Annotated in this window: 21 protein-coding genes; 14 read left to right on the top strand and 7 right to left on the bottom strand. The window is 63.9% G+C overall.

The window, feature by feature from the left end:
- Positions 1 to 165 precede the first annotated feature (165 nt).
- The 7 genes from AC1MHZ_RS08755 (at position 166) to AC1MHZ_RS08725 (ending at position 6,612) form a co-directional block, all read left to right on the top strand.
- The gene (locus AC1MHZ_RS08755) at positions 166 to 1,077 is read left to right on the top strand and encodes a LysR substrate-binding domain-containing protein (protein WP_084855749.1); all 912 of its coding nucleotides are present in this window, start codon (positions 166 to 168) and stop codon (positions 1,075 to 1,077) included.
- An 86-nt stretch (positions 1,078 to 1,163) separates the two neighbouring features.
- Complete coding sequence (locus AC1MHZ_RS08750) at positions 1,164 to 1,961, top strand: SDR family NAD(P)-dependent oxidoreductase (RefSeq protein WP_084855750.1); 798 nt, start codon at positions 1,164 to 1,166, stop codon at positions 1,959 to 1,961.
- Between the two features lie 21 nt (positions 1,962 to 1,982).
- On the top strand, positions 1,983 to 2,390 hold the full coding sequence (locus tag AC1MHZ_RS08745) for an SRPBCC family protein (RefSeq protein WP_084855751.1): 408 nt from the start codon (positions 1,983 to 1,985) through the stop codon (positions 2,388 to 2,390).
- Between the two features lie 132 nt (positions 2,391 to 2,522).
- Positions 2,523 to 3,509: a zinc-binding dehydrogenase gene (locus tag AC1MHZ_RS08740; protein ID WP_482966266.1), complete on the top strand. Its 987-nt coding sequence runs from the start codon at positions 2,523 to 2,525 to the stop codon at positions 3,507 to 3,509.
- Positions 3,510 to 3,708: 199 nt separating this feature from the next.
- Positions 3,709 to 4,644, top strand: a complete 936-nt coding sequence (locus AC1MHZ_RS08735; RefSeq protein WP_084855753.1) for a cyclase family protein — start codon at positions 3,709 to 3,711, stop codon at positions 4,642 to 4,644.
- Between the two features lie 133 nt (positions 4,645 to 4,777).
- Positions 4,778 to 5,209, top strand: a complete 432-nt coding sequence (locus AC1MHZ_RS08730) for a glycine zipper domain-containing protein (protein WP_084855754.1) — start codon at positions 4,778 to 4,780, stop codon at positions 5,207 to 5,209.
- Positions 5,210 to 5,439: 230 nt separating this feature from the next.
- Entirely contained in the window at positions 5,440 to 6,612 is a 1,173-nt protein-coding gene (locus AC1MHZ_RS08725; RefSeq protein WP_368830248.1) for an MFS transporter, read from the top strand.
- A gap of 246 nt (positions 6,613 to 6,858) precedes the next feature.
- On the opposite strand, the gene AC1MHZ_RS08720 is transcribed toward AC1MHZ_RS08725, so the two are convergent.
- From AC1MHZ_RS08720 to AC1MHZ_RS08700, 5 genes are all read right to left on the bottom strand, one after another.
- A complete protein-coding gene (locus AC1MHZ_RS08720; RefSeq protein WP_482966265.1) occupies positions 6,859 to 8,295 on the bottom strand; it encodes an MFS transporter in 1,437 nt (478 codons plus the stop codon).
- Positions 8,296 to 8,299: 4 nt separating this feature from the next.
- Entirely contained in the window at positions 8,300 to 9,520 is a 1,221-nt protein-coding gene (locus AC1MHZ_RS08715; RefSeq protein ID WP_482966264.1) for a CaiB/BaiF CoA transferase family protein, read from the bottom strand.
- Between the two features lie 39 nt (positions 9,521 to 9,559).
- A complete protein-coding gene (locus AC1MHZ_RS08710) occupies positions 9,560 to 10,477 on the bottom strand; it encodes a hydroxymethylglutaryl-CoA lyase (RefSeq protein WP_482966263.1) in 918 nt (305 codons plus the stop codon).
- Between the two features lie 104 nt (positions 10,478 to 10,581).
- Positions 10,582 to 11,481, bottom strand: a complete 900-nt coding sequence (locus AC1MHZ_RS08705; RefSeq protein WP_084855759.1) for a LysR substrate-binding domain-containing protein — start codon at positions 11,479 to 11,481, stop codon at positions 10,582 to 10,584.
- Between the two features lie 18 nt (positions 11,482 to 11,499).
- Positions 11,500 to 12,417, bottom strand: a complete 918-nt coding sequence (locus AC1MHZ_RS08700) for a LysR family transcriptional regulator (protein WP_084855760.1) — start codon at positions 12,415 to 12,417, stop codon at positions 11,500 to 11,502.
- 110 nt (positions 12,418 to 12,527) lie between these two features.
- On the opposite strand from AC1MHZ_RS08700, the gene araD1 reads away from it, so the two are divergent.
- The 4 genes from araD1 to AC1MHZ_RS08680 are packed head-to-tail and all read left to right on the top strand — an operon-like array spanning position 12,528 to position 18,108.
- Positions 12,528 to 13,526, top strand: a complete 999-nt coding sequence (gene araD1 / locus AC1MHZ_RS08695; protein ID WP_084855761.1) for an AraD1 family protein — start codon at positions 12,528 to 12,530, stop codon at positions 13,524 to 13,526.
- A gap of 58 nt (positions 13,527 to 13,584) precedes the next feature.
- On the top strand, positions 13,585 to 14,910 hold the full coding sequence (locus AC1MHZ_RS08690; protein ID WP_172402986.1) for an MFS transporter: 1,326 nt from the start codon (positions 13,585 to 13,587) through the stop codon (positions 14,908 to 14,910).
- A 27-nt stretch (positions 14,911 to 14,937) separates the two neighbouring features.
- Positions 14,938 to 16,491: a UxaA family hydrolase gene (locus tag AC1MHZ_RS08685; protein WP_084855763.1), complete on the top strand. Its 1,554-nt coding sequence runs from the start codon at positions 14,938 to 14,940 to the stop codon at positions 16,489 to 16,491.
- A gap of 30 nt (positions 16,492 to 16,521) precedes the next feature.
- Positions 16,522 to 18,108, top strand: coding sequence for an aldehyde dehydrogenase (NADP(+)) (locus AC1MHZ_RS08680; RefSeq protein WP_084855764.1), 1,587 nt, complete (start codon positions 16,522 to 16,524; stop codon positions 18,106 to 18,108).
- A 108-nt stretch (positions 18,109 to 18,216) separates the two neighbouring features.
- Here AC1MHZ_RS08680 and AC1MHZ_RS08675 read toward each other — a convergent pair whose 3' ends face one another.
- Complete coding sequence (locus AC1MHZ_RS08675) at positions 18,217 to 19,536, bottom strand: hypothetical protein (RefSeq protein ID WP_324817302.1); 1,320 nt, start codon at positions 19,534 to 19,536, stop codon at positions 18,217 to 18,219.
- Between the two features lie 204 nt (positions 19,537 to 19,740).
- On the opposite strand from AC1MHZ_RS08675, the gene AC1MHZ_RS08670 reads away from it, so the two are divergent.
- The 3 genes from AC1MHZ_RS08670 (at position 19,741) to AC1MHZ_RS08660 (ending at position 23,420) form a co-directional block, all read left to right on the top strand.
- Positions 19,741 to 20,955 (top strand): aldose 1-epimerase family protein, encoded by a 1,215-nt coding sequence (locus AC1MHZ_RS08670; protein ID WP_084855766.1) that lies wholly within the window; start codon positions 19,741 to 19,743, stop codon positions 20,953 to 20,955.
- 257 nt (positions 20,956 to 21,212) lie between these two features.
- Positions 21,213 to 22,421, top strand: coding sequence for an MFS transporter (locus AC1MHZ_RS08665; RefSeq protein WP_482966262.1), 1,209 nt, complete (start codon positions 21,213 to 21,215; stop codon positions 22,419 to 22,421).
- A 96-nt stretch (positions 22,422 to 22,517) separates the two neighbouring features.
- Complete coding sequence (locus tag AC1MHZ_RS08660) at positions 22,518 to 23,420, top strand: LysR family transcriptional regulator (protein WP_482966261.1); 903 nt, start codon at positions 22,518 to 22,520, stop codon at positions 23,418 to 23,420.
- Between the two features lie 71 nt (positions 23,421 to 23,491).
- Here AC1MHZ_RS08660 and AC1MHZ_RS08655 read toward each other — a convergent pair whose 3' ends face one another.
- Positions 23,492 to 25,288 (bottom strand): glycoside hydrolase family 15 protein, encoded by a 1,797-nt coding sequence (locus tag AC1MHZ_RS08655; protein WP_482966260.1) that lies wholly within the window; start codon positions 25,286 to 25,288, stop codon positions 23,492 to 23,494.
- Between the last annotated feature and the right edge of the window lie 53 nt (positions 25,289 to 25,341).

Genomic DNA, 25,341 nt, shown 5'->3' with positions numbered 1-25,341 from the left:
CAAGGGCGAAGCCCTTGCCAGGCGACGGTGATATCGGGCCCGGCCTAATCGCGGGACAAGCCCGCTCCCACAGGGTGATCCACACCTGCAGCAGCCCGTGCAAAGCGCTGGCAGACCCAGACCTCAACGAGCATAATTTGCAAAAGTTAAGCCCCTGGAGGTCTTATGCAGGATCTACGTCAACTGCGCTACTTCGTCGCCGTCGCCGAATGTGAAAACGTCGGCCGCGCCGCCGAGCAGCTGCATATCTCGCAGTCTCCCCTGAGCCGGCAGATCGCCCAGCTGGAAGAGCACCTGGGCCTGGCCCTGTTCGAGCGTCGCAACCAGCGGCTGTTCCTGACCAACGACGGGCGTACCTTTCTTTCCGAAGCCCGCGGCCTGCTCAAGCATGCCGAGCGCCTGGAGTCGCTGGGCAAGCGTCTGGGCCGTGGCGAGGAAGGCGGCCTGTGCATCGGCTATGTCAACCATGCCATCCACGCCGGCGTGCTGCCGGGGGCGGTGCGGGCGATCCGCAGCGAGCGCCCGCAGATCCACATCGTCCTGTACAACATGACCCCGCGCGAGCAGTTCGAAGGCCTGCGCCAGCGCAGCATAGACATTGCCTTGGTCTGCGAACCGCCCCCCGAACACGACCCTGATCTGCGCGCCCAGTCGGTGCTGGACGACCCGATGCTGCTGGCCATCCCCGCCGCGCACCCGCTGGCGGCCAAGGCCACACTCACGCCCGCCGACCTGCATGAACAGGAGTGGATCATCACTGGCGGCCAACCGGACCAGATCAACAAACGTGACGACTTCATCGCCCGCTGCGGCGATGCCGGCTTCACCCCGCGCCTGGCGCTGGAAGCCTCCGACCCGCTGAGCGTACTCGGCCTGGTCTCCGCAGGCCTTGGCCTGGCCATGGTGCAAAGCAGCCTCTCTACCAGCGCCGGCCCGACCGTGGTGCTGCGCGAGCTGGACTGGTTCCGGCCTTGCGTGAAGCTGTGGGCGGCCTGGCACCAGGTGGACCTGCGACCTATTGTGGGGATTTTCCGTGAGCAGGTGCTGGCATTGGCAGAAAAGACCGCAGAGGTCTGAACTCAGTCGAATTATGTCTTTTACAGTCTTGGCGCGCGTCACTAGCATGGCTCCCATCGATGCAACTCATCCACAGGAGCCATTCCATGAACATCGACCTCGGCGGACGTACCGCCATCATCAGCGGCTCGACCGGCGGTATTGGTCTGGCCATCGCCCGCGGCCTGGCCCGCGCCCATGCCGACGTGGTCATCGCCGGCCGTAGCCAGAAATCGGTAGATGCCGCCCTTGCCGAACTGCGCGCCCAAGGTGGGCGTGGCCAGGTTCACGGCGTGGTCGCCGACCTGGGCACCGCCGCCGGTGCCGACACCTTGTTCGCCGCCCACCCCAAGGCCGACATTCTGGTCAACAACCTGGGCATCTATGACGATGTCGACTTCTTCGAAGTCCCCGACAGCGAGTGGGCCCGCTTCTACGACACCAACGTACTCTCCGGCGTACGCCTGGCCCGTCACTATGCCCCGGGCATGGTCGAGAAAGGTTGGGGTCGGATCCTGTTCATCTCGTCGGAATCGGGCATCGCCATCCCGGCGGATATGATCAACTACGGCGTCACCAAAGCTGCCAACCTGGCGGTATCGCATGGTCTGGCCAAGCGCCTGGCCGGCACTGGCGTCACCGTCAACGCGGTGCTACCTGGCCCGACCATGACCGACGGCGTCGCCGCCCTGGTCGCCGATGCCGCCAAGGCCTCCGGCCGTAGCATCCGTGACGAGGCGGACAACTTCGTGCGCACCGCGCGCCCGAGCTCGATCATCCAGCGTGCCGCCGACGTCGACGAAGTCGCCCACCTGGTGGTCTACCTCGCCTCCCCTTACTCCTCCGCTACCACCGGCGCCGCCCTGCGGGTCGACGGCGGTGTGGTCGACAGCCTCGCTATCTGAATTCAACTGGAGATTTCCATCATGGCAAACGCCTACGCTTCCCTGAAAACCAACCACAGCCCTGAACACGTCTGGGCCCTGATCGGCGGCTTCGACAGCCTGCCCGACTGGCTGCCGTTCATTCCTGAAAGCCTGTCCAGCGAAGGCGGCCGCGTGCGCTCGCTGAAAGACCCGGACGGCAACAGCATCGTCGAGCGTCTGATGGCCTTCGATGAAACGCAGCGCAGCTACAGCTACTCGATCCTGACCAGCCCGTTCCCGGTGACCGGCTACCTGTCGACCCTGCGTGTCAAGGCCGACGGCCAGGGCAGCCTGGTGGAATGGCTGGGCGAGTTCACCCCGGTCGGCGTGAGCGACGACGAAGCCGTGGCGCTGTTCAAGGGCATCTATGAAGGTGGCCTGCAGGCCCTGGCCAAGAGCCTGGGTTGAGGGACACCCAGGGGCCGCGCCGCGGCCCCTGGCCATTGATGACCTGTGTTCAATACACCTTTGCCTGCCCCCCGCTGTTTCCCCTCGCTGCACCTCGTTACCCTTCCCCTCTTGCTGCCAAGAGGATTACCCATGCCCACCACTCATCGTACCTGGGGCTGGACCCCGGGCGCCGGCCTGGACGGCCTGGCACTCATCGACAAACCCTTGCCCCAACCCGGCCCTGGCCAAGTGCTGGTGGCCAACCGTGCCATCGCCCTCAACCCGGTGGACTGGAAGATCTGCGAATGGGGCCATGCCGATTGGCACCAGGGCACCGTGCCGGGTGTGGATGGCGCCGGAGTCGTCGCTGCCGTCGGTGAGGGGGTCGACCTGCCGCTGGGCGCCCGCGTCGCCTACCACCAGTCGCTGTCTCGCGATGGCAGCTTTGCCGAATACTGCCTGCTCGATGCCAACCTGGTGATGCACATCCCGGCCAACCTGGAGATCGCCGCCGCAGCTGCCGTGCCCTGCCCCGCGCTCACTGCCTGGCAGGCCCTGGCCAAGGTCGCCGACGGCGCCTCCCGCGATGTGTTGGTGATCGGTGCCGGAGGCGCGGTGGCTTTCTATCTCGTCCAGCTCGCCGTGCAGCAAGGCCTGCGGGTCTGGGCCACGGCAGGCGAGAAACACCATACCCGCCTCAAGGCCCTGGGTGTGGTCGGGGTATTCGACTACCGCAACAGCGACTGGCAGGCACACCTGCAGGCCGCCCTGGGCGAGCGCCCGCTGCATGCGCTGTTCGACACCGTCAGTGGCGCCCATGCCGCGAGCCTGGCCCACCTGTTGGGTTACAACGGCCACCTGGTGTGCATCCAGGATCGCCAGGAAAACGCACCGCTGCCTGCCTTCAGCACGGCGATCTCATTGCATGAAGTGGCCCTCAACAGCGTCCACGCCCATGGCCGCCTGGTCGATCGCCAGGCCTTGAAGGTGGCCGGTGAGCGTTTGCTGCAGAAGGTTGCCGAGGGTCAACTGCTGCCCCCGCAGCGCCTGGACTTTGCCTTCGAAACGCTGCCAGCGGCGCTGCGCCAGCTCAAGGAAGGCAGCTCCTCCGGCAAGTGGGTGGCCACGCTCGAGTGACCGCCTCGGCCAGCTGTCGGGCCCTTGTAGGAGCGGGCTTGCCCCGCGAATGGGGGCGCCAAAAGCGCCCCCCACTCCATGATCAAGCGCTCATCTTTGTTCCCAGAACAAATGTCATTGTCCCCCGACCCGCTTTTTCCCCCACTCATCCCCGCCCAGAATCGGCTCCTGACATCACACCGCTTTCAGGAGAAACCCGATGAACTATTTCAAACCCCTGCTGCTCGCCACTGCCCTGGCCGCCACCACCCAGGTCGCCCTGGCCGCCGACTGGCAGCAATCCCCCTATGGCCATAACGATGAGATCGGCGCGGCCAACCTGCTCACCCCCGAAGTGGTCAAACAAGCCGTCGGCCTGGTCAAGACCGGCAAGACCTACCCCCTCGCCGTGCCCGTGAGCAAGGACCTGCCTGCCTTCCGCCACCGCAGCTTCCACCTCTACAACATCCAGCCCGGCGAACAGGCCGGCCAGACCCTGGGCAAGAACAAGTTCAGCTTCAACGACGAGCTGGTCAACGGCTGGACCGGCGTCGGCACCCAGCTCAACGGCATTGGCCACATCGGTATCGACAACGTCTACTACAACGGCAACAAGGCCGCCGATTTCGTCACCGTCGAAGGCGTGACCAAGCTTGGGGTCGAGAAGGTTCCGCCGATGGTCACCCGCGGCGTAGTGCTGGACATGACCGCCTACTATGGCAAGGCCATCGTACCCGGCGGCACTTCGTTCACCGTCGATGACGTCAAGGCTGTGCTGAAGAAGCAAGGCATCACCCTGCGCAAAGGCGACGTGGTGCTGTTCAACACCGGCTGGCTGGAACTGATCGGCAAGGACAACCAGCAGTTCCTCGCCACCGAGCCCGGCATCGACCTGCCGGCCGCCCAGTGGCTGGCCGACCAGGGCATCGTAGCCTTCGGCGGCGACACCTGGGCCTCGGAGGTCTACCCCAACCCCACCGGCGAAGAGTTCCCGGTCAACCAGTTCATGCTGGCCAAGCGCGGCATCTACAACCTGGAGCTGATCGACACCCGCGCCCTGGTGCGTGACAAGGCCTACGAGTTCCTGTTCGTGCTGGGCCAGCCGCTGTACAAGGGCTCGACCCAGGTCAACATCAACCCGGTGGCTATCCACTGAGTTTCAAATAGCCGTTGCCCTGTGATGGGCCACACAGTGGCCCTGAACCAGGCTCCCCGACAAGCTTCCATTGACCGCCCCCCTCGCACCCAGCAGACTTCGCACCTTCGTTCCATCCAGAGATTGATAGAAAATGCGTAAGTCCTTTCCTGTAATTGCACTGTTCACCTTGATGTCGGCCCCCTACGCCCTCGCCGGTGAAACCACCAATACTGCTGTCGGCGGCGGTGTCGGCGGTGCCCTGGGTAGCGTGGTCGGCCAGGCGATCGGCGGCAGCACAGGTGCCGCGATCGGTGCCGGTGTGGGCGGTGCGGCAGGCGGCGCAGTGTCGGCCAAGCATGGCAAGAAGACCGAGGCAGCGATTGGTGGCGGCCTCGGCGCGGCCGGCGGCCAGGTGATCGGCAACAAGGTCGGTGGCTCCACCGGCGGCGCCATCGGTGCCGGCCTCGGCGGTGCGGCAGGCAGCGCCATCGGCAACAGCATGGCTGATGACGACCACCACCACGGCAGCCACAACTCCGGCAAGAAACACAAGCACAAGCATAAGCACAAGCACCACGACTGACCGCTCCAACCGCTCCCGCAGGCTGAAAACGCCCTCCTGTAGGAGCGGGCTTGTCCCGCGATGGGCTGCAGCGCAGCCCCGATCTACACAAGCTCCAGTTCCCCTCCGCCCCTCCCTCTATTAATGACTCCAGATCAAAGGTCATTAGCGCAATCGTGACTTAATCCCACCCCCTGCCCCCGCCATACTGCGCACCTACCTAATTCGCAACGCTCGAAGGAGCCTATGCAATGAAACCCGGACACGTCCTGCTAGCCTTGGCCATCGGCGCCTTCGGCATCGGCACCACCGAATTCACTCCCATGGGCCTGCTGCCCGTCATCGCCGAAGGGGTGGATGTCAGCATCCCCAGCGCCGGCATGCTGGTCACCGCCTACGCCGTCGGCGTGATGGTCGGTGCACCGATCATGACCTTGCTGTTCAGCCGCTTCGGCAAGCGCGGCGCGCTGATCGCGCTGATGGCCATCTTCACCCTGGGCAACCTGCTCTCGGCCCTCTCGCCAGGCTATGGCACTCTGCTCGCCTCGCGCCTGATCACCAGCCTCAACCACGGCGCCTTCTTCGGCCTGGGTGCGGTGGTGGCCGCAAGCGTGGTACCTCGCGAAAAACAGGCCAGCGCCATCGCCACCATGTTCATGGGCCTGACCATCGCCAATATCGGCGGCGTGCCCGCCGCCACCTGGATCGGCCAGCAGGTCGGCTGGCGCCTGGCCTTCGCCGGTACCGCAGTGCTCGGCATCCTGGCCATGGCCGCGCTGTGGTATGCCCTGCCCAAGGGTGAACGCGGCAGCGTGCCCCATGTACGCCGGGAACTGGCCGTGATCGCCCGGCCGAACGTCCTGCTGGCCATGGCCACTACCGTGCTCGGTGCCGGCGCCATGTTCACCCTGTATACCTACGTGGCCCCGGTGCTCGCCGAATTGACCGGTGCTTCGGACAGCTTCGTCACCCTGGGCCTGGTGCTGATCGGTGTCGGCTTCACCCTGGGCAACAGCCTGGGCGGGCGCCTGGCCGACTGGTCGCTGGACGGCTCGGCGCGTATCTTCCTCGGCGTGCTGGCCCTGATCATGGTGCTGATGCCGCTGGTGCTCGGCACCCACGTCGGCGCCGCCCTGGCCCTGCTGGTATGGGGTGTGTTCACCTTCGCCGTGGTACCGCCCCTGCAGATGCGCGTGATGATCGCTGCCGCCGAAGCCCCGGGCCTGGCCTCCTCGATCAACGTGGGTGCCTTCAACCTCGGCAACGCCGTGGGCGCGGCACTGGGTGGTGGGGTCATCAGCCTGAACCTCGGCTACGCCGCGGTGCCGGTCGCCGGTGGCTTGCTGGCTGCGGGTGGCCTGCTGCTGGTCTGGCTCGGAGGGCGCAACAAAGTCGCCGCCAAGACGGTCGGCGAGACGCTTTGAAGACAAGGCACGATGGCGAGGCTTCGCGCGCCATCGTGCCTTTCAGTGTCTGTCAGTTAATGACGCGGGGCGCTGCACGCTCATCGCCGGCAAGCCGGCTCCCACAAGTAACACGCCAGCCTCGAGAACGGCACTGTCACAGTGGGAGCCGGCTTGCCGGCGATGGGCTGCGAAGCAGCCCCACGTGCAGCCGATAAGGCTTACCGGCATTAGGACATCCCCCTTTTCGATCACCCACCCAGCGCTTTACACCGACCTCGAGCCACTCTGTGCCGGGTCGCGCACGTAGCGGGCAATGACATAGCAACTGGCAATCAGCACCGGCACGATCGCCAACATGCCCATGTAGGTCTGCCCCGTGAGGTCGTTGATGAAACCCACCATGGCCGGCGCGATCATCCCGCTCAGTTGCCCCACGGAATTGACCGCCGCCACGGCACTGGCGATGGCGATTTCGGAGAACGTCGATTGCGGCAGGCACCAGAAGATCGGTATCGCGATGAACGACCCGGCAGTGGCAAGCACCAACGCAGTCATCAGCATCACGGGGTTGTCGAAGAACCAGCAGGCCAGGATATAGCCAACCGTCGAGGCGAGCATGCACAGCAGCAGGTAGGTCTTGCGGTCTCCCGTGCGATCGGAGCGGCGTGTCATCCAGACCATTCCCACACATGCGACAGCGTAGGGCAAGGCCGTCAGCACGCCCACATAGAACATGTCCTTGACGCCCGACTGGGCGATCAGGTGTGGCATCCAGAAGTTAAGGCCATAGCTGGCCATCTTGATGCCGAAATAGACGAACGCGAACACAGCCACCTCGCGCGTCACCAGCACCCGCCAAAACGAAGCGTGGCTTGCAGGCACGTTCTCGCGCCCGACGCCCACGTTCTTCTCCAGCAGATCCTTTTCATCCTGGGAAAGCCATTTGGCGGACTGGATGTCGCGGTCCAGTTTCCAGAGGACGACAAGCCCCATCAAGCAGCACGGCAGGCCCGAGAGCACGAACAGCCAATGCCAACCCGCCAAGCCGAGGAAACCGTCCATGCCATTGAGCACAAGCCCAGCGAGTGGCGCACCAATGGCGCCCGACAGGGGAATGGCGAGAAACCAGATACCGTTGATACTGGCCAGCTGCTTCTTCGGGAACCAGCATGCCATGTAGAAAAGAATGGCCGGTCCAAACCCCGCCTCCATGACCCCGATGAGAAAGCGTAGGAAATACAAGGTGTATTGCGAGTAGGCGAACACCAGTGCAGCCGTCGCCAGCCCCCAGGAGATCATGATGCGACAGATCCACGCGGGCGCACCGTACTTTCTCAAGCCAAGGCCACTGGGCACCTCGAACAATACGTAACCGACGAAGAACATGCTTGCGGCCAGGCCATAGGCCGTATCGCTCAGGCCCAGTTCAGCTTGCATCTGCGCCTTGGCGAAGCTGATGTTGATCCTGTCGAAATAGGAAAAAAGGAAGCAGATGATCGCTAGCGGGACGATACGCCAAGCCACACGACGGTAGAGCAGCAACTCTTTGAGCTGATCCTCGTTCGAGGCTTGGTTGGCCGAAGCATTGGTAACGGTGACCATTGGTTTCTCCGGTTCTTCTAGTTGTTGGAGATGAGAAGGCAATACGCCCTCCTTTCCTTGCATGATGTAAGGGAACGTACTGAACGTTGGCAGTACCATCAGCTCATCGGGGCACGCTCAGGTTTTGCGGCGCATCGCGTTTGTCCACCATCCTGCAAAGCCCCGCCGCCCGCAGCCGCTCGATCCGGGCAGCGTCATAGCCGAGGCCTTGCAGAACTTCTGCGGTATGCTCGCCCACGCGCGCCAAGGGTAGACGTGGCCCGAAACGCCCCCCATCGAAGCTCAATGGCAACAACGGCACCACGGTCTGGGCACCGTCATCCAGCTGCAAGGGCGCCAATCCACCGCTTGCCTTCAGGTGAGGATCATCGAACAGCTCTTCAGGCCGGCGAATCGCTGCGAATGGAATGCCGTTACGCTCCAGTTCGACAGCCAGTGCCTTCGCATCCAAGGTGGCGAAGACCTCGGCAAGATGGGCCAGCAAGCGGGGGCGCTGCTCCACGCGCGCCGTATTGCTCGCCAGGCTGGGGTCGCCTAGCAGCGCCTCCTGCCCCAGGACCCTGCACAGGGCTGACCATTGTCCGTCGCCGGTCGCCGCAACGAACATCTGTTCACCGCCTGCGAAGCTGAAAACGTCGTAGATCGACCATGCACTGATCCTGCTGGGCATCGGCGCCGGGGCGTGTCCGGTCACGGCGTACTGTTGCATGTGCTGGGCACTGAGCAGTACGCAGTTCTCGAACAGGGCGCTGTGGATCTCCTTGCCTCTTCCCGTTCGGCTGCGCTCGTGCAAGGCCGCCAATACACCGATCGCACCGAACATGCCGCCCATGATGTCGTTCACCGAGCTTCCCGCTCGCAATGGCTGCCCCACAGGGCCTGTCATGTAGGCGAGACCGCCCATCATCTGCACGACTTCATCCAAGGCCAGGCGATTCTCGTAAGGCCCCTTCAGGAAACCCTTGTGGGAGACGTATATCAGCTCGGCATTGCGTGCGCGGAGTGTGTCATGGTCCAGCCCGAGCTGCCCCATGCGCCCAGGCTTGAAGTTCTCGATGAATACGTCGGCGGTGTCGACCAGGGCAAGGACCGCCTCTCGGCCGGCCTCGCTGTCCAGGTCGACGGCAAGGCTTTTCTTGTTGCGGTTGAATATCCTGAAAAAACCCGCGCCGGCCCCGGGAAGGTGCCGCGTACTGTCCCCTTTGACCGGCTCTACCTTGATCACCTCAGCGCCCAGGTCGGCCAATACCATGCCACAGGCAGGCCCCATCACCATGTGGGACAGCTCGATGACACGGATCCCCTCAAGCGGTAGCGTTGACATGCGATGGACTCCGTTACAAACATTCATGCCCTAGTGGAATCAAACAAGGCTTTGAACCTGTCTGGGCAGGCCAGCGCGAGCGATATGGCCATACAACTGTTCGCCAGGCAGCGCTGACTGCACGAGCGCCCGACACACCAGCAACCGTTCGATATCGATACCGGTGCGCACCCCCATGCCCTGGAGCATGAACACCAGGTCTTCGGTGACTGCATTGCCCGAAACGCCAGGGGCGAATGGGCATCCGCCGATACCGCCCAGCGACGCATCCAGCTCTGCGATACCGTGCTGCACGGCGACCAAGGCGTTGGCCAGGGCCAGCCCGCGGGTATCGTGAAAATGGGCCGACTGCAGCTTGTCGCCCGCGATGGCCCGCACCGCCTGCAGGGTCTGTGCGACTTGGCCGGGCGTGGCATAGCCGGTGGTATCGGCCAGGGAGACGGCGTCACAACCGGCGAGCAGGACCTTTGAGGTCAATGCCAGCAGGTCGTCGAGGGGGACATGGCCTTGCAGGGTGCAGCCGAACGCCGTCGACATGCCGGCGATCATCGTCACCGGGTGCCCGGCCTGGTCGCGCAACTCGCACATGCGGGCGAACGTCTCCACCATGTGCTCAGGGGTGCAACGCACGTTCGCCTGACTGTGGGCCGCACTGACGGACACCGGCACCATGATGCGATGAGCACCCGAGGCAAGCGCGTCCTGAGCGCCGCGCAGGTTCGGCGCCAGCACAGTGACCGTAAGGTCCGGGAACGTCAGGGCATGGGCCACCACTTCAGCGGCATCGGCCATTTGCGGCAACAGCTTCGCCGGAACGAACGACGCGACCTCCATGTACCGCACACCCGCCTCGTAGGCCGTGTCGATCCATTTTCGCTTCGCTACGGTGGGCATGATGCTGCGAAGGCTCTGCAGCCCGTCGCGCATACCGACTTCGTTCAGCACCAGGGTGTTCATGCGGCTACCCGGAAAGAGGAATTGCCGCCAGCCTAAGTAGCCCGGGAGATGCCGAAAAGACGTTTTTGACGGGGCCAACCATCTGCGTTGGAGATGGATAAACCCTATGCGCAGGCCGGTGCGGCCAGCAGATGGTCAAGCAGGCGTTTGGCCGCGAGCGAGAGGCTGGCGCTATCCCGGACACAGATCACGAATTGGCCACGCACCCAATCATCGGTCAGAGGAATGACCCGCAGCCCGAACAATTCGACATAACGCGCCACCGCCTCCTGCGGAAAGATGGCCAGCACCATGCCTGCTTCCACCAGGCGAAGGGCCGCATCGAAGGACGAGACGCACGTCCGGTACTGCAAGTCCTTGCCCGCGGCACGGGCCAGTTTCTGCATCTGGGTGCCGAGGGTGGAAAAAGCGGAAATGTTGAGGTGATGAAAATCCAGTGTTTCCACGAAGCTGATGCTTTCGCGCCCGGCCAGGGGATGGCGGGTGTTGACCACCACCGAAAGATGGTCGGTACGGTACGGATGAAACTCAAGGTCCCCTTCAGCCATGGATTGGCGACAAATACCGATGTCGGCATGCCCTTCCTCGATACCGCGTACCACATCCGAGCTGAAGCGTTCCTCGACATCGACCTGGATATGCTCGTTCTCGGCCAGAAAGCGGGCAAGCTCCTCGGGAAGGAACTCCATGAGCGATGACACATTGGCCAGCACCCGCACATGTCCGCGAGCGCCCTCGGCATATTCGCTCAACTCGCCCTGCAGGCGCTCGATGTCGCGCATGAACTTGCGCGCATGGCGGAGCAAGGCCTGCCCTGCCGGCGTTGGCGCCACGCCTTTCTTGCTGCGTACCAACAGCGCGGTGGCAAAGGCCGACTCGATGTCCGAGATGCGCTTGCTCACCGCTGAAGGCGCAATGAACTCACGCGTTGCCGCCGCAGCGATACTGCCTTCTTCGCACGCGGCGATGAAGAGCCTCAACGATACCGGATCAAACTGCCACATGGTCTTCCCGCTCCAGGTTCATGCCATCAGGATATCGATGAGCAGCCGGGCGGGGCTGCTCAATTCGACACCTCGTCGGGTAACCACTTCGTAAGGCTCACTGCGTGACATCAGCTGCAACGGCAGACGCACCAGCATGCCATGGTCCACGGCCACCTTGGCCACATCCCACGGCATGACGGCGAGCAGACCGGGATCCTGCCTCAGCATCGACAAGGTCGTGAAGGTCGAGGAGGTTTCGATGGGGTACTGCGGGAAGCTCAACCCGGCCTCGCGAAACTCACGCTCGAGTGTCAGGCGCAAGGGCATGTTCACAGGAAACACCACCCAGCGCGAGTCGGTCAGTTGCGACAAGTTCAGCGATTGGCTGCCGGCCAGAGGATGCGCCGGGTTGGCTACCAGCACGAGTTGTTCCTGGTGCTTGACCCGGCTTTCATACGCCGCCGGGCGGCGGCTGACGCTGGTCCGGCAGATCACCACGTCCAGCCGGCCCTGGTCGAGCAGGCTGAGCAAACGGTCGCTGGTGTCCTCGACGACGGTGACCGACAGGTCTGGCTGAGCCTCGCGCAAGCTCGCCAGCCCCTCCACCATCATCGGCACCGCGCCCATGATGGTGCCTACCGAGAGGCGCCCGCCGTGCCCCTGGAGGATCCCCAGCATCTCTTCGCGCAGGTGGGCAAGGTCGGTGTTGATCAAGCGTGCGTAGCGCACCACGCAACGCCCCAAATCATTGGCCTCCAGCCCCTTGCTGGTACGGTCGAACAGCACCGCGCCGAGCGTCGACTCGATCTCGTTGAGCGCCTTGGTCGCTCCAGGCTGGGTAATGGACATCGCCTCGGCCGCTTTGTGGATCGAGCCGAGTTCATCGAGGCTGATCAGCAAACGTAACTGACGGAGCCGAAGGCGCGAAGCCATGGAAGTCAAGGATGGAAGCATAGGGGATCACTAAAAGTTATCGCGATGTCAGCAGCTCTCATTAGGCAGCATCGACTGGGAGAAATAAAGTGGCCGCCACTTGATCCTTACAAGAACAACCAGGAGCCAGCATGCGTCTGATCCAATTCGAAACCGTCCATGCCCAGCGCCATGTCGGCGTGGTGGAAGGCGACGTGATCCAGGTCGTGAGCAATACCACCCACATGCGCGAACTGGCCCTGGCGGCCATTGGCAACCAGCGCAGCCTGAGCGCGGAAGTCATCGCACGAGGCCTGCACAGCTACGATGAGCGCTACGCCCAGCTTCTGGAGGCGTGCCGGGTATTGCCACCGCTGGACCACGAAGACCCCGCCCATTGCCTGGTCAGCGGCACCGGCCTGACTCATCTGGGCAGCGCCTCGACACGCGACAAGATGCATCAGCAGAAAATCGACGATGCCGCCGCCCTGACCGACACAGCACGCATCTTCCAATGGGGCATCGAAGGGGGGCGCCCTACCCCTGGCACCGTCGGCGTACAGCCTGAATGGTTCTACAAGGGTGACGGTTCGATCGTCGTGCGCCCAGGCCAGGCCTTCCAGAGCCCGCCCTTTGCCGAAGATGCAGGCGAGGAGCCTGAGCTGGCCGGGCTCTATGTCATCGGCGCTGATGGCCGACCCTACCGGTTGGGCTTCGCCATCGGCAACGAGTTTTCCGACCACGTGATGGAACGGCGCAACTACCTGTACCTGGCTCACTCCAAACTGCGCAACTGCTCGTTCGGCCCGGAGCTGCGCATCGGTGAGCTGCCCCGCCACCTGAATGGCGTCAGCCGGATCCGCCGAGGCGATGACGTCATCTGGGAAAAGGCGTTCCTCAGTGGCGAGGACAACATGTGCCACTCCCTGGAAAACCTGGAGTATCACCACTTCAAGTATGCGCAGTTCCTGCGCCCTGGCGATGTCCACATTCACTTCTTCGGCACCGCGACCCTGTCGTTCGCCGACCAGGTCAGGACGGCCGCCGGCGATGTCTTCGAAATCAGCCTGCCGGAATTCGGCGCCCCGCTGCGCAACGGCATTGCCCTGGCGCCAGCGACCTTCGCACCCGGAGAGGTGACGTCGCTCTGACCCGACGGCGGTGCATGGCCGCGCCGCCCCGGCATTTCATAACAACCATAAAAGAGAGATGAGCATGAAGAACAGCCCTAGCACAGCGGCCTCCACATCGGCCGTGGCCTGTGCCGACAGCACCCGCCCGACCAGCGTACGCTGGCGGATCTTCCTGATCCTGCTGTTGCTGGCCGCCATCAACTACATCGACCGAGCCTCGCTGTCGGTAGCCCTGCCGTTGATTTCAGCCGAGTTCGAACTGACCCCGGCGCTGGAAGGCCTGATACTCAGCGCCTTCTTCTGGTCGTACGCCTTGATGCAGATCCCCAGCGGCATGCTGCTGGACCGTTTCCAGGTGCGCAACATCATCGGCGTGGCCACGGTCGGCTGGGGAGCCTTCCAGGCGCTGGGCGGCTTTGCCCATCACTGGATCACCCTGCTGATCACCCGAGTCGGCCTGGGCGTGGCCGAGTCGCCGATCATGCCGGCAGGCGCCAAGCTCAACGGCGCCTGGCTGACGCCGAACGAACGCGGTCGCGGGGCGACCTTGGTCGATGGTGGTGCCCCGCTGGGCACGGCGCTCGGCGCGATCATCATCGCGGGCCTGATCACCTGGTTCGACTCCTGGCGCATCGCGTTCATCATCGCCGGCGTCGGCACCATCGTGGTCGGTATCTGGGCCTGGTGGTATATCCGCAACCACCCAAGCGAACACCCGCAGGTCAACGCGGCCGAGCTGTCCTACATCACCCAGGCCAACGAAGCCGCCAGCAAGCACAACGGCAACCGCAAGGCCGTGCTCAAGGAGCTGCTCAAGAGCCGCTCGGTACTGTGCATGTTCGCAGGATATGCCTGCTACAACAGCGTGTTCTATGGCTTGCTGACCTGGATGCCAAGCTACCTGCACAAGGCTCATGACCTGGACATCAAGGCCATGGGCGGCGCGACCTTCCTGATCTTCATGTGCGGTTTCGTCGGCGAGCTGGTCGGCGGCTGGATCGCCGACAAGTGGAAGACCAACGGCGGGCAACCCAACACCGTGATGCGCAGCATGTTCGCAGGCTCGGCAGCCGTGGCCGCCCTGTGCATCCTGCTGGTGGCCTATACCCCGGATGCCGCGAAGGTGATCGCCCTGCTCTGCGTCGCACTGTTCTTCATTCGCTGGTGCGGCATGTACTGGTGCCTGCCGGCCATCCTCGGCGGCAAGTCCAAAGCCGGCGTGCTGGGCGGCAGCATGAACTTCTGCGGCAACATGGTGGGTGTGCTGGTCCCGATCCTGATCGGCCTGATCGTGCAGTTCACCGGCTCCTACTTCCTGGCCCTGATCTTCTTCGTGGTCATGGCGTTCGGCCTGATGCTGTTCTCCGGCCTGATCGATTATCGCGAACGCGGCCTGGCCTGATGGCCGCGTCCCTTTGAGGTGAATGTCATGCAACTGATTACAAAGACAGGCAGTGAAAACGCTGCCAATGCGGTGATCCGACTCAACCCACTGGACGACGTGCTGATCGCTCGCCAGCCGCTGCCCAAGGGCCTGCACCTGGATGAAGGCGTACGGGTGCTCGAACCGATCCCCGCTGGCCACAAGGTGGCCGCCCGCGACCTCGAGGCCGGCCAGCCGCTGCGCCGCTACGGGCAGATCATCGGCTTCGCCAGCCAGGCCATCGAGGCCGGCCAACATGTGCACGTGCACAACCTGGCGATGGGCGACTTCGCCCGCGACTATGCCTTCGGCGTCGATGCCCGGGGCGTGCAGGCCCCCACCGAAGACACCTTCATGGGCATCGTACGCCCGGACGGCCGGGTCGCCACGCGCAACTACATCGGCATCCTGACCTCGGTGAACTGCTCGGCGACCGTGGCTCGCGCCATCGCCGATCATTTCCGCCGCGACATCCACCCCGAAGCCCTGGCGCCCTACCCCAACGTCGATGGCGTGGTCGCCCTGACCCATGGCGTCGGTTGCGCCGTCGACCCCACTGGCGAGGCGTTGGCCATGCTGCGCCGGACCCTGGGCGGATACGCCGTGCATGCCAACTTCGCCGCAGTGCTGCTGATCGGCCTGGGCTGCGAAACCAACCAGATCCCTGACCTGCTTGCCGCCCAGGGCCTGGAAAGTTGCAACACCCTGCGCACCTTCACCATCCAGGGCACCGGCGGCACGTCCAAGACCATCGCCAGCGGGATCGCCCAAGTCGAATCGCTGCTCGAAGAGGCCAACCGCGTCGAACGCCAGCCCGTCAGCGTGCGACACCTCACCGTAGGCCTGCAATGCGGTGGCTCGGATGGCTATTCGGGCATCACCGCCAATCCGGCCCTGGGCAATGCCGTGGACCGCCTGGTGGCCGCTGGCGGTACTGCAATCCTGTCGGAAACCCCGGAAATCTATGGCGCCGAGCACCTGCTGACGCGCCGTGCGGTGAGCCAGCACGTCGGCGAGAAACTGATCGCCCGCATCCAGTGGTGGGAGGCCTATTGCCAGCGCATGGGGGCCGAGCTGAACAACAACCCTTCTGCCGGCAACAAGGCCGGCGGCCTGACCACCATCCTGGAAAAGTCCCTTGGCGCCGTGGCCAAGGCCGGCTCCAGCGACCTGATGGACGTCTACGAGTATGCCGAGCCGGTGCGCGCCCACGGCCTGGTGTTCATGGACACCCCCGGCTACGACCCGATCTCGGCCACCGGCCAGGTTGCAGGTGGTGCCAACCTGATCGCCTTCACCACTGGACGTGGCTCGGCCTACGGCTGTGCGCCCTCCCCCTCGATCAAGCTGGCCACCAACACGCGCCTCTGGGAAACCCAGGAAGAAGACATGGATGTGAACTGCGGCGGTATTGCCGACGGCAGCATGACCATCGCAGAGCGTGGCGAGCATATCTATCAGCTGATGCTGCGCATTGCCTCGGGCGAACGCAGCAAAAGCGAGCAGCACGGCTATGGCCAGAACGAGTTCGTGCCGTGGCAGATCGGCGCCATCACCTGACCTTCTTGTTTACCCTTACAGGAGCCCTCCATGACCCGGATCCTCGGTCACAACTACATCGGCGGCCAACGCTCGGCCCAAGGCAGCATCCAGCTCCAGAGCCTGGACGCCACCACCGGCGAACCCTTGCCCGGCCTGTTCAGCCAAGCCACCGAAGCGGAGGCGGATGCGGCGGCCAAGGCGGCCGCCACGGCCTTCCCGAGCTATCGCAACCTGCCCGCGAGCAGACGTGCGGAGTTTTTGGACGCCATTGCCGACGAACTGGATGCCCTGGGTGACGACTTCATCGCCACCGTGTGTCGCGAAACGGCGCTGCCCAGCGCCCGCATCCTGGGGGAGCGCGGCCGGACCAGTGCGCAGATGCGCCTGTTCGCCAAGGTACTGCGCCGTGGCGACTTCCTTGGTGCACGTATCGACCACGCCCTGCCCGAGCGCCAGCCCGCGCCACGCCCGGACCTACGCCAATACCGTATTGGCGTCGGGCCGGTCGCCGTGTTCGGCGCCAGCAACTTCCCCTTGGCCTTCTCCACCGCCGGCGGCGACACCGCATCGGCCCTGGCCGCTGGCTGCCCGGTGGTGTTCAAGGCGCACAGCGGCCACATGGCCACCGCCGAGTGGGTGGCCGATGCCATCCTGCGCGCAGCCGAACGCACCACCATGCCGGCTGGTGTGTTCAACATGGTCTATGGCAGCGGTGTCGGTGAGTGGTTGGTCAAGCATCCAGCGATCCAGGCGGTTGGCTTCACCGGCTCGCTCAAAGGTGGCAGCGCCTTGTGCCGCATGGCCGCCGAGCGCCCACAGCCGATTCCCGTGTTCGCCGAGATGTCCAGCATCAACCCGGTGATCGTCCTGCCAGCTGCGCTGAAGGTTCGCGGCGAGGCGATTGCCCGGGAACTGAGCGCCTCGGTCACCCTCGGCTGTGGGCAGTTCTGCACCAATCCAGGCTTGGTCCTGGGCCTGCGTTCGCCTGCGTTCAGCGCCTTCATCGAGCAGCTCAAAGCCCAGATGGCCGACAAACCGGCCCAGACCATGCTCAATGTCGGCACCCTGGCCAGCTACCGCCAAGCGCTGGAGCACCTGCACGCCCACCCAGGCATCCGCCACCTGGCAGGCGCGGCGCAGGGTGCGCAACACGCCGAGCCACAACTGTTCCAAGCCGACGTCAGCCTGCTGCTCGAAGGCGATGGCCTGTTGCAGGAAGAGGTTTTCGGCCCCGCGACCCTGGTGGTCGAGGTCCAAGACCAGGCCCAACTGGCCGATGCGGTCAAGGCCCTGCGCGGCCAGCTGACCGCCACCCTCATCGGCGAGCCCGCCGAACTGCTGGCTCACGGCTGGTTGAGTGAGCTGTTGCAGGAAAAGGTCGGCCGCCTGTTGCTCAACGGGTACCCGACCGGTGTGGAAGTCTGCGATGCCATGGTGCACGGCGGCCCCTATCCCGCCACTTCCGATGCCCGCGGCACCTCCGTGGGGACCTTGGCCATCGACCGGTTCCTGCGGCCGGTGTGCTTCCAGAACTACCCCGACGAACTGCTCCCCCCCGCGCTGCAGAATGCCAACCCACTGGGCCTGCTGCGATTGGTCGATGGGGAATACAGCCGAGAAGCCTTGGCCCGCTAGCCGGCGCCTTTCAGGCCCCTGCCGGCTTTCCCTGCCCGTCGCACGCTTGGCGGATAAACCGCTTCTGAGCAGGGGGAAAGCCGGCTGCCTCCAAGGGGCGGTGAGGGCTTAGTTCCAGCACCGTTCTATCAGCTCAGCTGTAGTGCGCTCATAGAGACTGGTCCACCTATGGCGGATGTACGTGCAGACACCCGACGCATGGATGCTGGCCTGATCGCACGGGAAATCCAGGCGCAGCTGATCGCTTTGCGCCTGTGGAATGCTGACATCGCCATGCCCGTCAGAGTCTCGCGCCTGCTGTGCGGCCTCACGAGCGGTCTGCTCGTCCAGCGCGGCATTCTGCAGCATCACGTTGATCGCACTCTGCTTGTCGAGCCCTTTACCGCGCAGGAACTCGACGTTGTTGGAGATAGGCTGCCTCAGGTAGCTGGAGCGGACCTCGGACAATGAAGGGTCCTGATAGGCTCGCAGCTGTGGCGCCAGGAAGCTGTAGTCGCCGCTGCAACTGGCTGATGAAGCCGCGGCAGGCACCGGGATGCCGTCGCTTGCTGCGACAGCAGCCATGGCAGCGCCTTCACCCGTCGCTGCGCTGGCCCCTGCTCTCAACTGATTGGCCAGGTTCAGTGCGGTCGTTGCTTCGGCGCTTCTGCCCTTCAGGTTGTAGGCCGCCGCCGTGACGTCCAGGCCGGCCGCAATGACTGGGGTGTAGTCCGTTTCGTGATTGAGCACCCCAGCATTGCCTCGCAGGCCCTGGATCTGCATCAGCAGCAGGCTTTGTTGCTCGCCGGACGGGGGAATCGAGGCCCCGCCTGCACGAATGGGCTGGGCCGCCATCTCCCGGACGATCCGGTTCACCGCCAGGCCGACCGCCTCTTGCGCCGCCTTTGAGGAGGACTTCGTTGCGTCCGGGCAGCCCTGGTGCCAGCGCCCCAGGTCGCCACGTGCCATCTGGAAGGCTTCGAAGCTGTGCTTCGGTGTGCCGCCCGCCATCAAAGTGAACAGCACTTTTACCGCCGCCATATTGGCACTCGGCCCGTCAGCGCTCCATTGAACATCCTCGAGTTGCGGCAATACCGCCAGATCGTACCCGGCCGCAGAACTGCCCAAAGGCTTCAGATCCACACGCCGATAAACCATGGAAAGCTTCTGGAATGACTGCGCATACAGCTCTGGATAGAGGCGGAAGGATACTTCACAGGCGCTTCCGGCAAATCCTTCAGCCGACTTGTCGATGGCAGTACCCAGCTGAGAGGGGTCGATGAATACCACAGCTTGTGCCTGGGACTTGGGCAAGGCGCTGACCTCGGAATCCCGGACAGCGGATTCGATACCGTAGGCCCCGGCAGGCTTCCAGCTGGAACAGCCGTGCAGAACAACGGTACCGGCAAGGAGTGCAGCATACAGGCAGGATCTTGCAAACGAATCCATGACTCAATCCTTTGGCGGTGGCGACGAGGACGGATTGGGCAAAAGTAGTGGCACATGGCCAATAACCAACAAGCGAATTAAAGAATCGGCGCCAACGGATAGCAAATGATTTCGTACATTTGCCGGAAGCATCATTAATCCAGCTTGCTGAAACGTTTCTCTAACTCTATAAAAAAGGCACAACTCCAACAAAAGGCTGCCGCCATGCCCGCTCTCAAACGCTTCGTTGCTTTCAGCGCCCTGTTCGCGACCTCCCAGGCCATGGCCTGGGACTACGTCCTGCTCGACACCGACAAACCCGCCCAGAACTGGAAGATCACCAGCCAGCAGCTTGGCATAAAAACCGACAAGCCCTTCAGCGTCACCCTGCGCACCTTGCACGGCGGTCGGCAGGAGGGTGTCAGCATCGTCGACATCGATAACGGCACGATGAAACTTTCGGTGGTGCCGACTCGCGGCATGAACGTCTTGCAGGCCTCGGTCGGTAATGTGCGCATGGGCTGGGACTCGCCGGTCAAGGAAGTGGTCAACCCCTCCTTCATCGAACTCAATGGGCGCAATGGCCTAGGCTGGCTGGAAGGTTTCAACGAGCTGGTCACCCGCTGCGGTTACGAGTGGGTCGGCCACCCCGGCATCGACAATGGCGAACTGCTGACCCTGCACGGTCGGGCCGCCAACATTCCTGCGAACAACGTCACCCTGCACATCGATGAGAAGCCACCGTACGCCATCACCTTGCGTGGCGAACTGAAAGAGCAGGCATTCAAGAAGGTCGACTTCTCCATCGCGACCGAAGTGGTTACCGAACCCGGCAGCGTGGTGTTCACCCTCAACGACACCCTCACCAACAACGGCGATTATCCGAAGGAATACCAGGCGCTGTATCACAGTAACTTCAGCACCCCATTCCTGGAGCAGGGCGCTCGTTTCGCCGCGCCGGTGAAACAGGTGTCGCCGTTCAACGACAAGGCCAGGGGCGACCTGCCCGACTGGCAAACCTACCGCGCCCCCACCAAGGACTATGACGAAACGGTCTATAACGTGGTGCCGTATGCCGATGCCAGGGGCGATACATTGGCCGTGTTGCATAACAAGGCCGGCACCCTGGGCGTCTCGGTCGGTTTCAACACTCGGACACTGCCTGTGTTTTCCTTGTGGAAGAATACCGATACCCAAGGCCAGGGTTATGTCACGGGATTGGAGCCAGGAACGAGTTTTTCCTATAACCGCCGTTACCAGCGGCCACTGAACCTGGTGCCGACAATCGGACCGAAGCAACGCCGGCAGTTCCACATCAGCTACAGCCTATTGGCAGACAAAACGGCTGTGGACCAGGCCTTGAAACGGGTGAGCGAGATCCAGGGTGGGCGCGAAACCGAGGTGCGGCAGACGCCGTTGGTTGACCTGACCAAGGGGTAACGCCGACCAGGCAAGTCGGAAAAGGGCGCGCTGAAGGTAGTGAGGGGGCAGCCAACACCTGTCGCCCCCGACACCGCATGTGTGTCTGTTCAGACGACACGCGAAACAGGGGCGTTCCGTCGAGCTGCCCCAGCCTATCGACGAGGGCCAGTGTTGCGCGATGCGCACAGGTTCATTGCGGCACGTTCGTCTACCGACGGAACGGCTGCACACATAGGCTTGTCGCTGACTTCCAACCCAATCCGGAGACCTCACCAATGTCTGCGAGCAGCCCTGAGATAACCGCTTCACCGTCGGTGGATGCCGATACGTCGCCCACCCTGTCCAAGGCGTTGGTCCTGTTCCTGGCGTTCTGTTGTGGAGCCGTCGTCGCGAACCTGTACTACGCCCAACCCATCGTTGAACTGATCGCCCCCAGCATCGGGCTTGCCCCCGAATATGCCAGCCTGATTGTGGCCTTGACCCAATTGGGCTATGCCGCCGGTCTGCTTCTGCTGGTGCCATTGGCTGACCTGATGGAGAACAAGCGCCTGGTCACCGGCCTTACACTGGTCGTCGCCGCCTGCCTGGCCACAGCAGGTCTGGTGGGCTCGCCTTCGCTGTTCCTGGCCGCGTCGCTTCTGATCGGCCTGACCTCGGTGGCGGTACAGATCTTGGTGCCCCTGGCTGCGCATATGGCGCCGGAAAGCAGCCGGGGTCGGGTCGTGGGGAACATCATGAGCGGCTTGTTGCTCGGTATCCTGCTCGCACGCCCGGTTTCGAGCCTGGTGTCGGAGTACTTCGGCTGGCGAGGCGTATTCTACAGCGCCGCCATGCTGATGGTGGTCATTGCCGCCCTGGTCGCGATGCTGTTGCCCGAACGTGTGCCAAACCACCACACCACCTACGGCCGCCTGATCGGCTCGGTATTCGTCCTGGCCAGGCGATACGCCGTATTGCGTGAGCGCTCGTTGTACCAGGGGCTGTTGTTCGCCAGCTTCAGCTTCTTCTGGACCATCGTGCCCATCGAGCTGATCCGCCATTACGGCTTCAGTCAGAAGGGTGTGGCTGTGTTTGCCCTGGTCGGTACAGTCGGCGCGATCGCGGCGCCCATTGCCGGGCGTCTTGCCGATGCCGGTCATGGCCGTACAAGCACCTTGGTCGCCTTGCTGCTGGCTCCGCTCTCGCTGCTGGTCGCTGGCATCCCGGGGCTTGGCTATTTGGGCCTGGTGGTTGCGGCTGTCGCCCTGGATTTTGCCGTGCAGCTGAACATGGTGCTGGGGCAGCGCGAGGTCTATGCGCTCGATCCACACAGCCGGGCACGTCTCAACGCCGTGTTCATGACCAGTATCTTCGTCGGCGGAGCCTTGGGTTCGGTGTTGGCAAGCCCACTCTACGAACGCTTCGGATGGTCGCCCACGCTCTACGCAGCGGCTGCGATCCCGGGCCTGGCGCTGGTGATCTTCCTCGCCCGGCATGAGCGTTAGCCCTCACGCATGACTATCGCCTCTGCTGTCGATATCCTCCAACGCTGTGCGCAGTCGCGCTACAGCCCGCGGATCCCCTTCGACAGAGTTGCACCTATGGATAAATTTCTCGCGCTGAGCATGTTCGTCGAAACGGTGCGTTGCGGTAGCTACGCTGCCGCGGCGCGAAAGCTTGGCGTGGCGACCTCGTCGGTCACACGGCAGGTTGCGGCCCTGGAAGCTGCGCTGGGCGCCACGCTGCTGACCCGCAGCACGCGGCGAAACAGCCCGACCGACCTGGGCCAGGCCTATTTCGACAACGCCGTGGCCATCCTCGACGCGCTGGCCGCTGCAGACAGCATGGTGACCGACCGTGGGCCGCAAGCCAAAGGCAAGCTCAGGGTCAGCGTGCCCGTGGAGTTCGGCCGCCGCCTGATTTCGCCTCACCTGGCCCAGCTGCTCGCATGCCATCCGCAATTGGAGGTGACCCTGAGCCTCAGCGATGAACGGGTCGATCTCTACAAGGATCGCATCGACCTGAGCGTGCGCCTGGGGTCGAGCGTTTCCAGCGAGGAGGTCATCTGCACCACCCTTGGCCACTTCCAGCGATGGCTGGTGGCGAGCCCTGGCTACCTGGAGCAGCACGGAACACCTGCCCACCCGAGCGAGCTGACCCGCCACGCGTGCCTACGGTTCGACTACGGCCGGCCTCTGCGGGCCTGGCATTTCCAGATCGCCGACGAAACGGTGCTGGTCGCGGTGCAAGGGCGGATGCAAAGCAACAATGCCGATGTCCTGCGCCAGGCAGCCGTGGATGGCCAGGGCATCGCGCTGTTGGCCGACTGGCTGGTTGCCGACGACGTGCGCAACGGTCGACTGGTCCGATTGCTGCCTCGGTTCGAGGTGAACCCGACGTCGGTTGATGCATCGATCAATCTCATATACCTGCCGATCAATCGGGAATCGACCCGAGTCAAGGTGTTTGCCCACTTCATGAAAACGCTGCTGGGCACTGCCTGATGCTGCATCGATGGCATGACGCAGCCAGCCAATCCACCGGCGGCTGATGACGAACCAGGCAAGCTCGAGCTTCAACGCCAATTTGCCCGATCCCGCACCGGACACTGCGCCCGGTGCAGGTTCAGCGCGGTATTGATGATGCCGATATGGCTGAACGCCTGAGGGAAATTGCCAAGCATGCGCTTGCCCACCGGGTCGTACTGCTCCGCCAGCAAGCCGACGTCGTTGCACAGCGCCGCCAACCGCTCATACAGCGCCCGCGCCTCTTCCTGGCGGCCGAGCAACACGTACACATCCGCCAGCCAGAACGAGCACACCAGGAACGTTCCCTCCCCCGGTGTCAGACCGTCACTGCAGCGGTCGCTGTCGTAGCGCAGCAGCAAGCCGTTGCGCAGCAGGCGTTTTTCGATTTCCGCCAGCGTGCACAGGAACCGGGGATCCTCCGCCGGCAGGAAACCGGTCAAGGCGATCTGCAGCAAGCTGGCGTCCACCTCCGCCGAGCCGTAGGCCTGCACGAAGCACTGGCGTTTGGCGTCGAGCCCTTGCTGGCAGACTTCGCGGTGAATCTCATCGGCTACTTGCCGGTAGTGCCGCCCGCGCTCGCGGTCCTCCTCGGTGGTTTCGGCAAGGCTCGCGGCGCGGTCGAAGGCCACCCAGGCCATGACCTTGGAATGCACGAAGTGCTGCCGCCCGCCACGCACTTCCCAGAGACCCTCGTCAGGCTCGCGCCAGATGCGCTCCAGGTACGGCAGGATCAGGCGGGCGATGGCGGAGCTGCGCGGGTGCCGGGGCAGGCCGCCACGAATGGCCTGGGTCATGGCGTCGGCAAGCTCGCCGTAGATATCCAATTGCAGCTGTTGGGCTGCGGCGTTGCCGATGCGAACGGGCCGGGACTGTTCGTAGCCACTGAGCCACGGCAGGGTGAATTCCGGCAGGTCGCGCTCACCGGCCAGGCCGTACATGATCTGCATCTGTTCCGGGTTGCCGGCCACCGAGCGTAGCAGCCATTCGCGCCAGGCCTGGGCTTCGTCGAAATAGCCGAGGTTCATCAGCGCCAGCAGGGTCATGGTGGCGTCGCGTAGCCAGCAGTAGCGGTAGTCCCAGTTGCGCTCGCCGCCGATGCGCTCAGGCAAGGAAGTGGTAGCAGCGGCGACCATGCCGCCGGTAGGGGCGTAGGTCAGGGCCTTGAGGGTCAGCAGGGAGCGGCGGACCAGGGGCGTCCAGGGGCCGACGTCGGGGCAGCGGGCGGCGAAGGCCTGCCATTGGGTATGGCTGTTTTCCAAGGCTTGGTCGACATCGAAGTCGGGCTGCGGGGGCAGGTGCGAAAGCTGATGGCGCAGGCTGAACACCTGGCGTTGGCCGGCATGGACGCGGAAGCGGCAAACGCTGTGGTGGTCGTGGGAATGGACGGGTTCGGTGCTGCGCAGGATGAGGCGGTCTGGGCCGGCGACGGCACTCAGGGTCAGGGGGTCGATCCTTTCCACCCAGGGCACGCTGCGGCCGTAGTCGAAACGCAGCACCAGGTCCATCTCGAAGCTGGTTTCGCCGGCAAGGCCTTCGACGATGCGGACCACGGCGCTGTGCTCGCCCAGCGGCATGAAATCCAGGACCCGGGCACGACCGCTGGCGGTGGTGTAGGTGGTTTCCAGGATCAGGGTGTCGTCGAGGTAGCGCCGGTGGGTGGTTTCCACCAAGTCGCAGGGGGCCAGGCGCCAGCGACCGTTCTCCTCGTTGCCCAGCAGCGCGGCGAAGACTGCCGGGGCATCGAAACGTGGCAGGCACAGCCAGTCCAGTGAGCCGTCGCGGCTGACCAGGGCGGCGCTGCGGCAGTTGCCCAACAGGGCGTAGTCTTCGATCGGGGCTGGCATGGGGACTCCTTTGTTGGACTGCGCATTCGGGGGCGCCATGCGCCCCGATCGCG

This window comes from Pseudomonas sp. FA-1 (assembly GCF_056856075.1).
Note: the sequence above shows the minus strand (reverse complement) of the source record. Positions and strands in the feature narration are given on the sequence as shown.

Bases quoted from the DNA above. Each gene is read 5' to 3' on its own strand.
- AC1MHZ_RS08665 (WP_482966262.1), top strand. From the start codon at position 21,213: ATGTCTGCGAGCAGCCCTGAGATAACCGCTTCACCGTCGGTGGATGCC.
- AC1MHZ_RS08655 (WP_482966260.1), bottom strand. From the start codon at position 25,288: ATGCCAGCCCCGATCGAAGACTACGCCCTGTTGGGCAACTGCCGCAGC.
- AC1MHZ_RS08680 (WP_084855764.1), top strand. From the start codon at position 16,522: ATGACCCGGATCCTCGGTCACAACTACATCGGCGGCCAACGCTCGGCC.
- AC1MHZ_RS08745 (WP_084855751.1), top strand. From the start codon at position 1,983: ATGGCAAACGCCTACGCTTCCCTGAAAACCAACCACAGCCCTGAACAC.
- AC1MHZ_RS08750 (WP_084855750.1), top strand. From the start codon at position 1,164: ATGAACATCGACCTCGGCGGACGTACCGCCATCATCAGCGGCTCGACC.
- AC1MHZ_RS08725 (WP_368830248.1), top strand. From the start codon at position 5,440: ATGAAACCCGGACACGTCCTGCTAGCCTTGGCCATCGGCGCCTTCGGC.
- AC1MHZ_RS08690 (WP_172402986.1), top strand. From the start codon at position 13,585: ATGAGCATGAAGAACAGCCCTAGCACAGCGGCCTCCACATCGGCCGTG.
- AC1MHZ_RS08740 (WP_482966266.1), top strand. From the start codon at position 2,523: ATGCCCACCACTCATCGTACCTGGGGCTGGACCCCGGGCGCCGGCCTG.
- AC1MHZ_RS08670 (WP_084855766.1), top strand. From the start codon at position 19,741: ATGCCCGCTCTCAAACGCTTCGTTGCTTTCAGCGCCCTGTTCGCGACC.
- AC1MHZ_RS08710 (WP_482966263.1), bottom strand. From the start codon at position 10,477: ATGAACACCCTGGTGCTGAACGAAGTCGGTATGCGCGACGGGCTGCAG.
- AC1MHZ_RS08720 (WP_482966265.1), bottom strand. From the start codon at position 8,295: ATGGTACTGCCAACGTTCAGTACGTTCCCTTACATCATGCAAGGAAAG.
- AC1MHZ_RS08715 (WP_482966264.1), bottom strand. From the start codon at position 9,520: ATGTCAACGCTACCGCTTGAGGGGATCCGTGTCATCGAGCTGTCCCAC.
- AC1MHZ_RS08685 (WP_084855763.1), top strand. From the start codon at position 14,938: ATGCAACTGATTACAAAGACAGGCAGTGAAAACGCTGCCAATGCGGTG.
- AC1MHZ_RS08700 (WP_084855760.1), bottom strand. From the start codon at position 12,417: ATGCTTCCATCCTTGACTTCCATGGCTTCGCGCCTTCGGCTCCGTCAG.
- AC1MHZ_RS08755 (WP_084855749.1), top strand. From the start codon at position 166: ATGCAGGATCTACGTCAACTGCGCTACTTCGTCGCCGTCGCCGAATGT.
- AC1MHZ_RS08705 (WP_084855759.1), bottom strand. From the start codon at position 11,481: ATGTGGCAGTTTGATCCGGTATCGTTGAGGCTCTTCATCGCCGCGTGC.
- AC1MHZ_RS08730 (WP_084855754.1), top strand. From the start codon at position 4,778: ATGCGTAAGTCCTTTCCTGTAATTGCACTGTTCACCTTGATGTCGGCC.
- AC1MHZ_RS08735 (WP_084855753.1), top strand. From the start codon at position 3,709: ATGAACTATTTCAAACCCCTGCTGCTCGCCACTGCCCTGGCCGCCACC.
- araD1 (WP_084855761.1), top strand. From the start codon at position 12,528: ATGCGTCTGATCCAATTCGAAACCGTCCATGCCCAGCGCCATGTCGGC.
- AC1MHZ_RS08675 (WP_324817302.1), bottom strand. From the start codon at position 19,536: ATGGATTCGTTTGCAAGATCCTGCCTGTATGCTGCACTCCTTGCCGGT.
- AC1MHZ_RS08660 (WP_482966261.1), top strand. From the start codon at position 22,518: ATGGATAAATTTCTCGCGCTGAGCATGTTCGTCGAAACGGTGCGTTGC.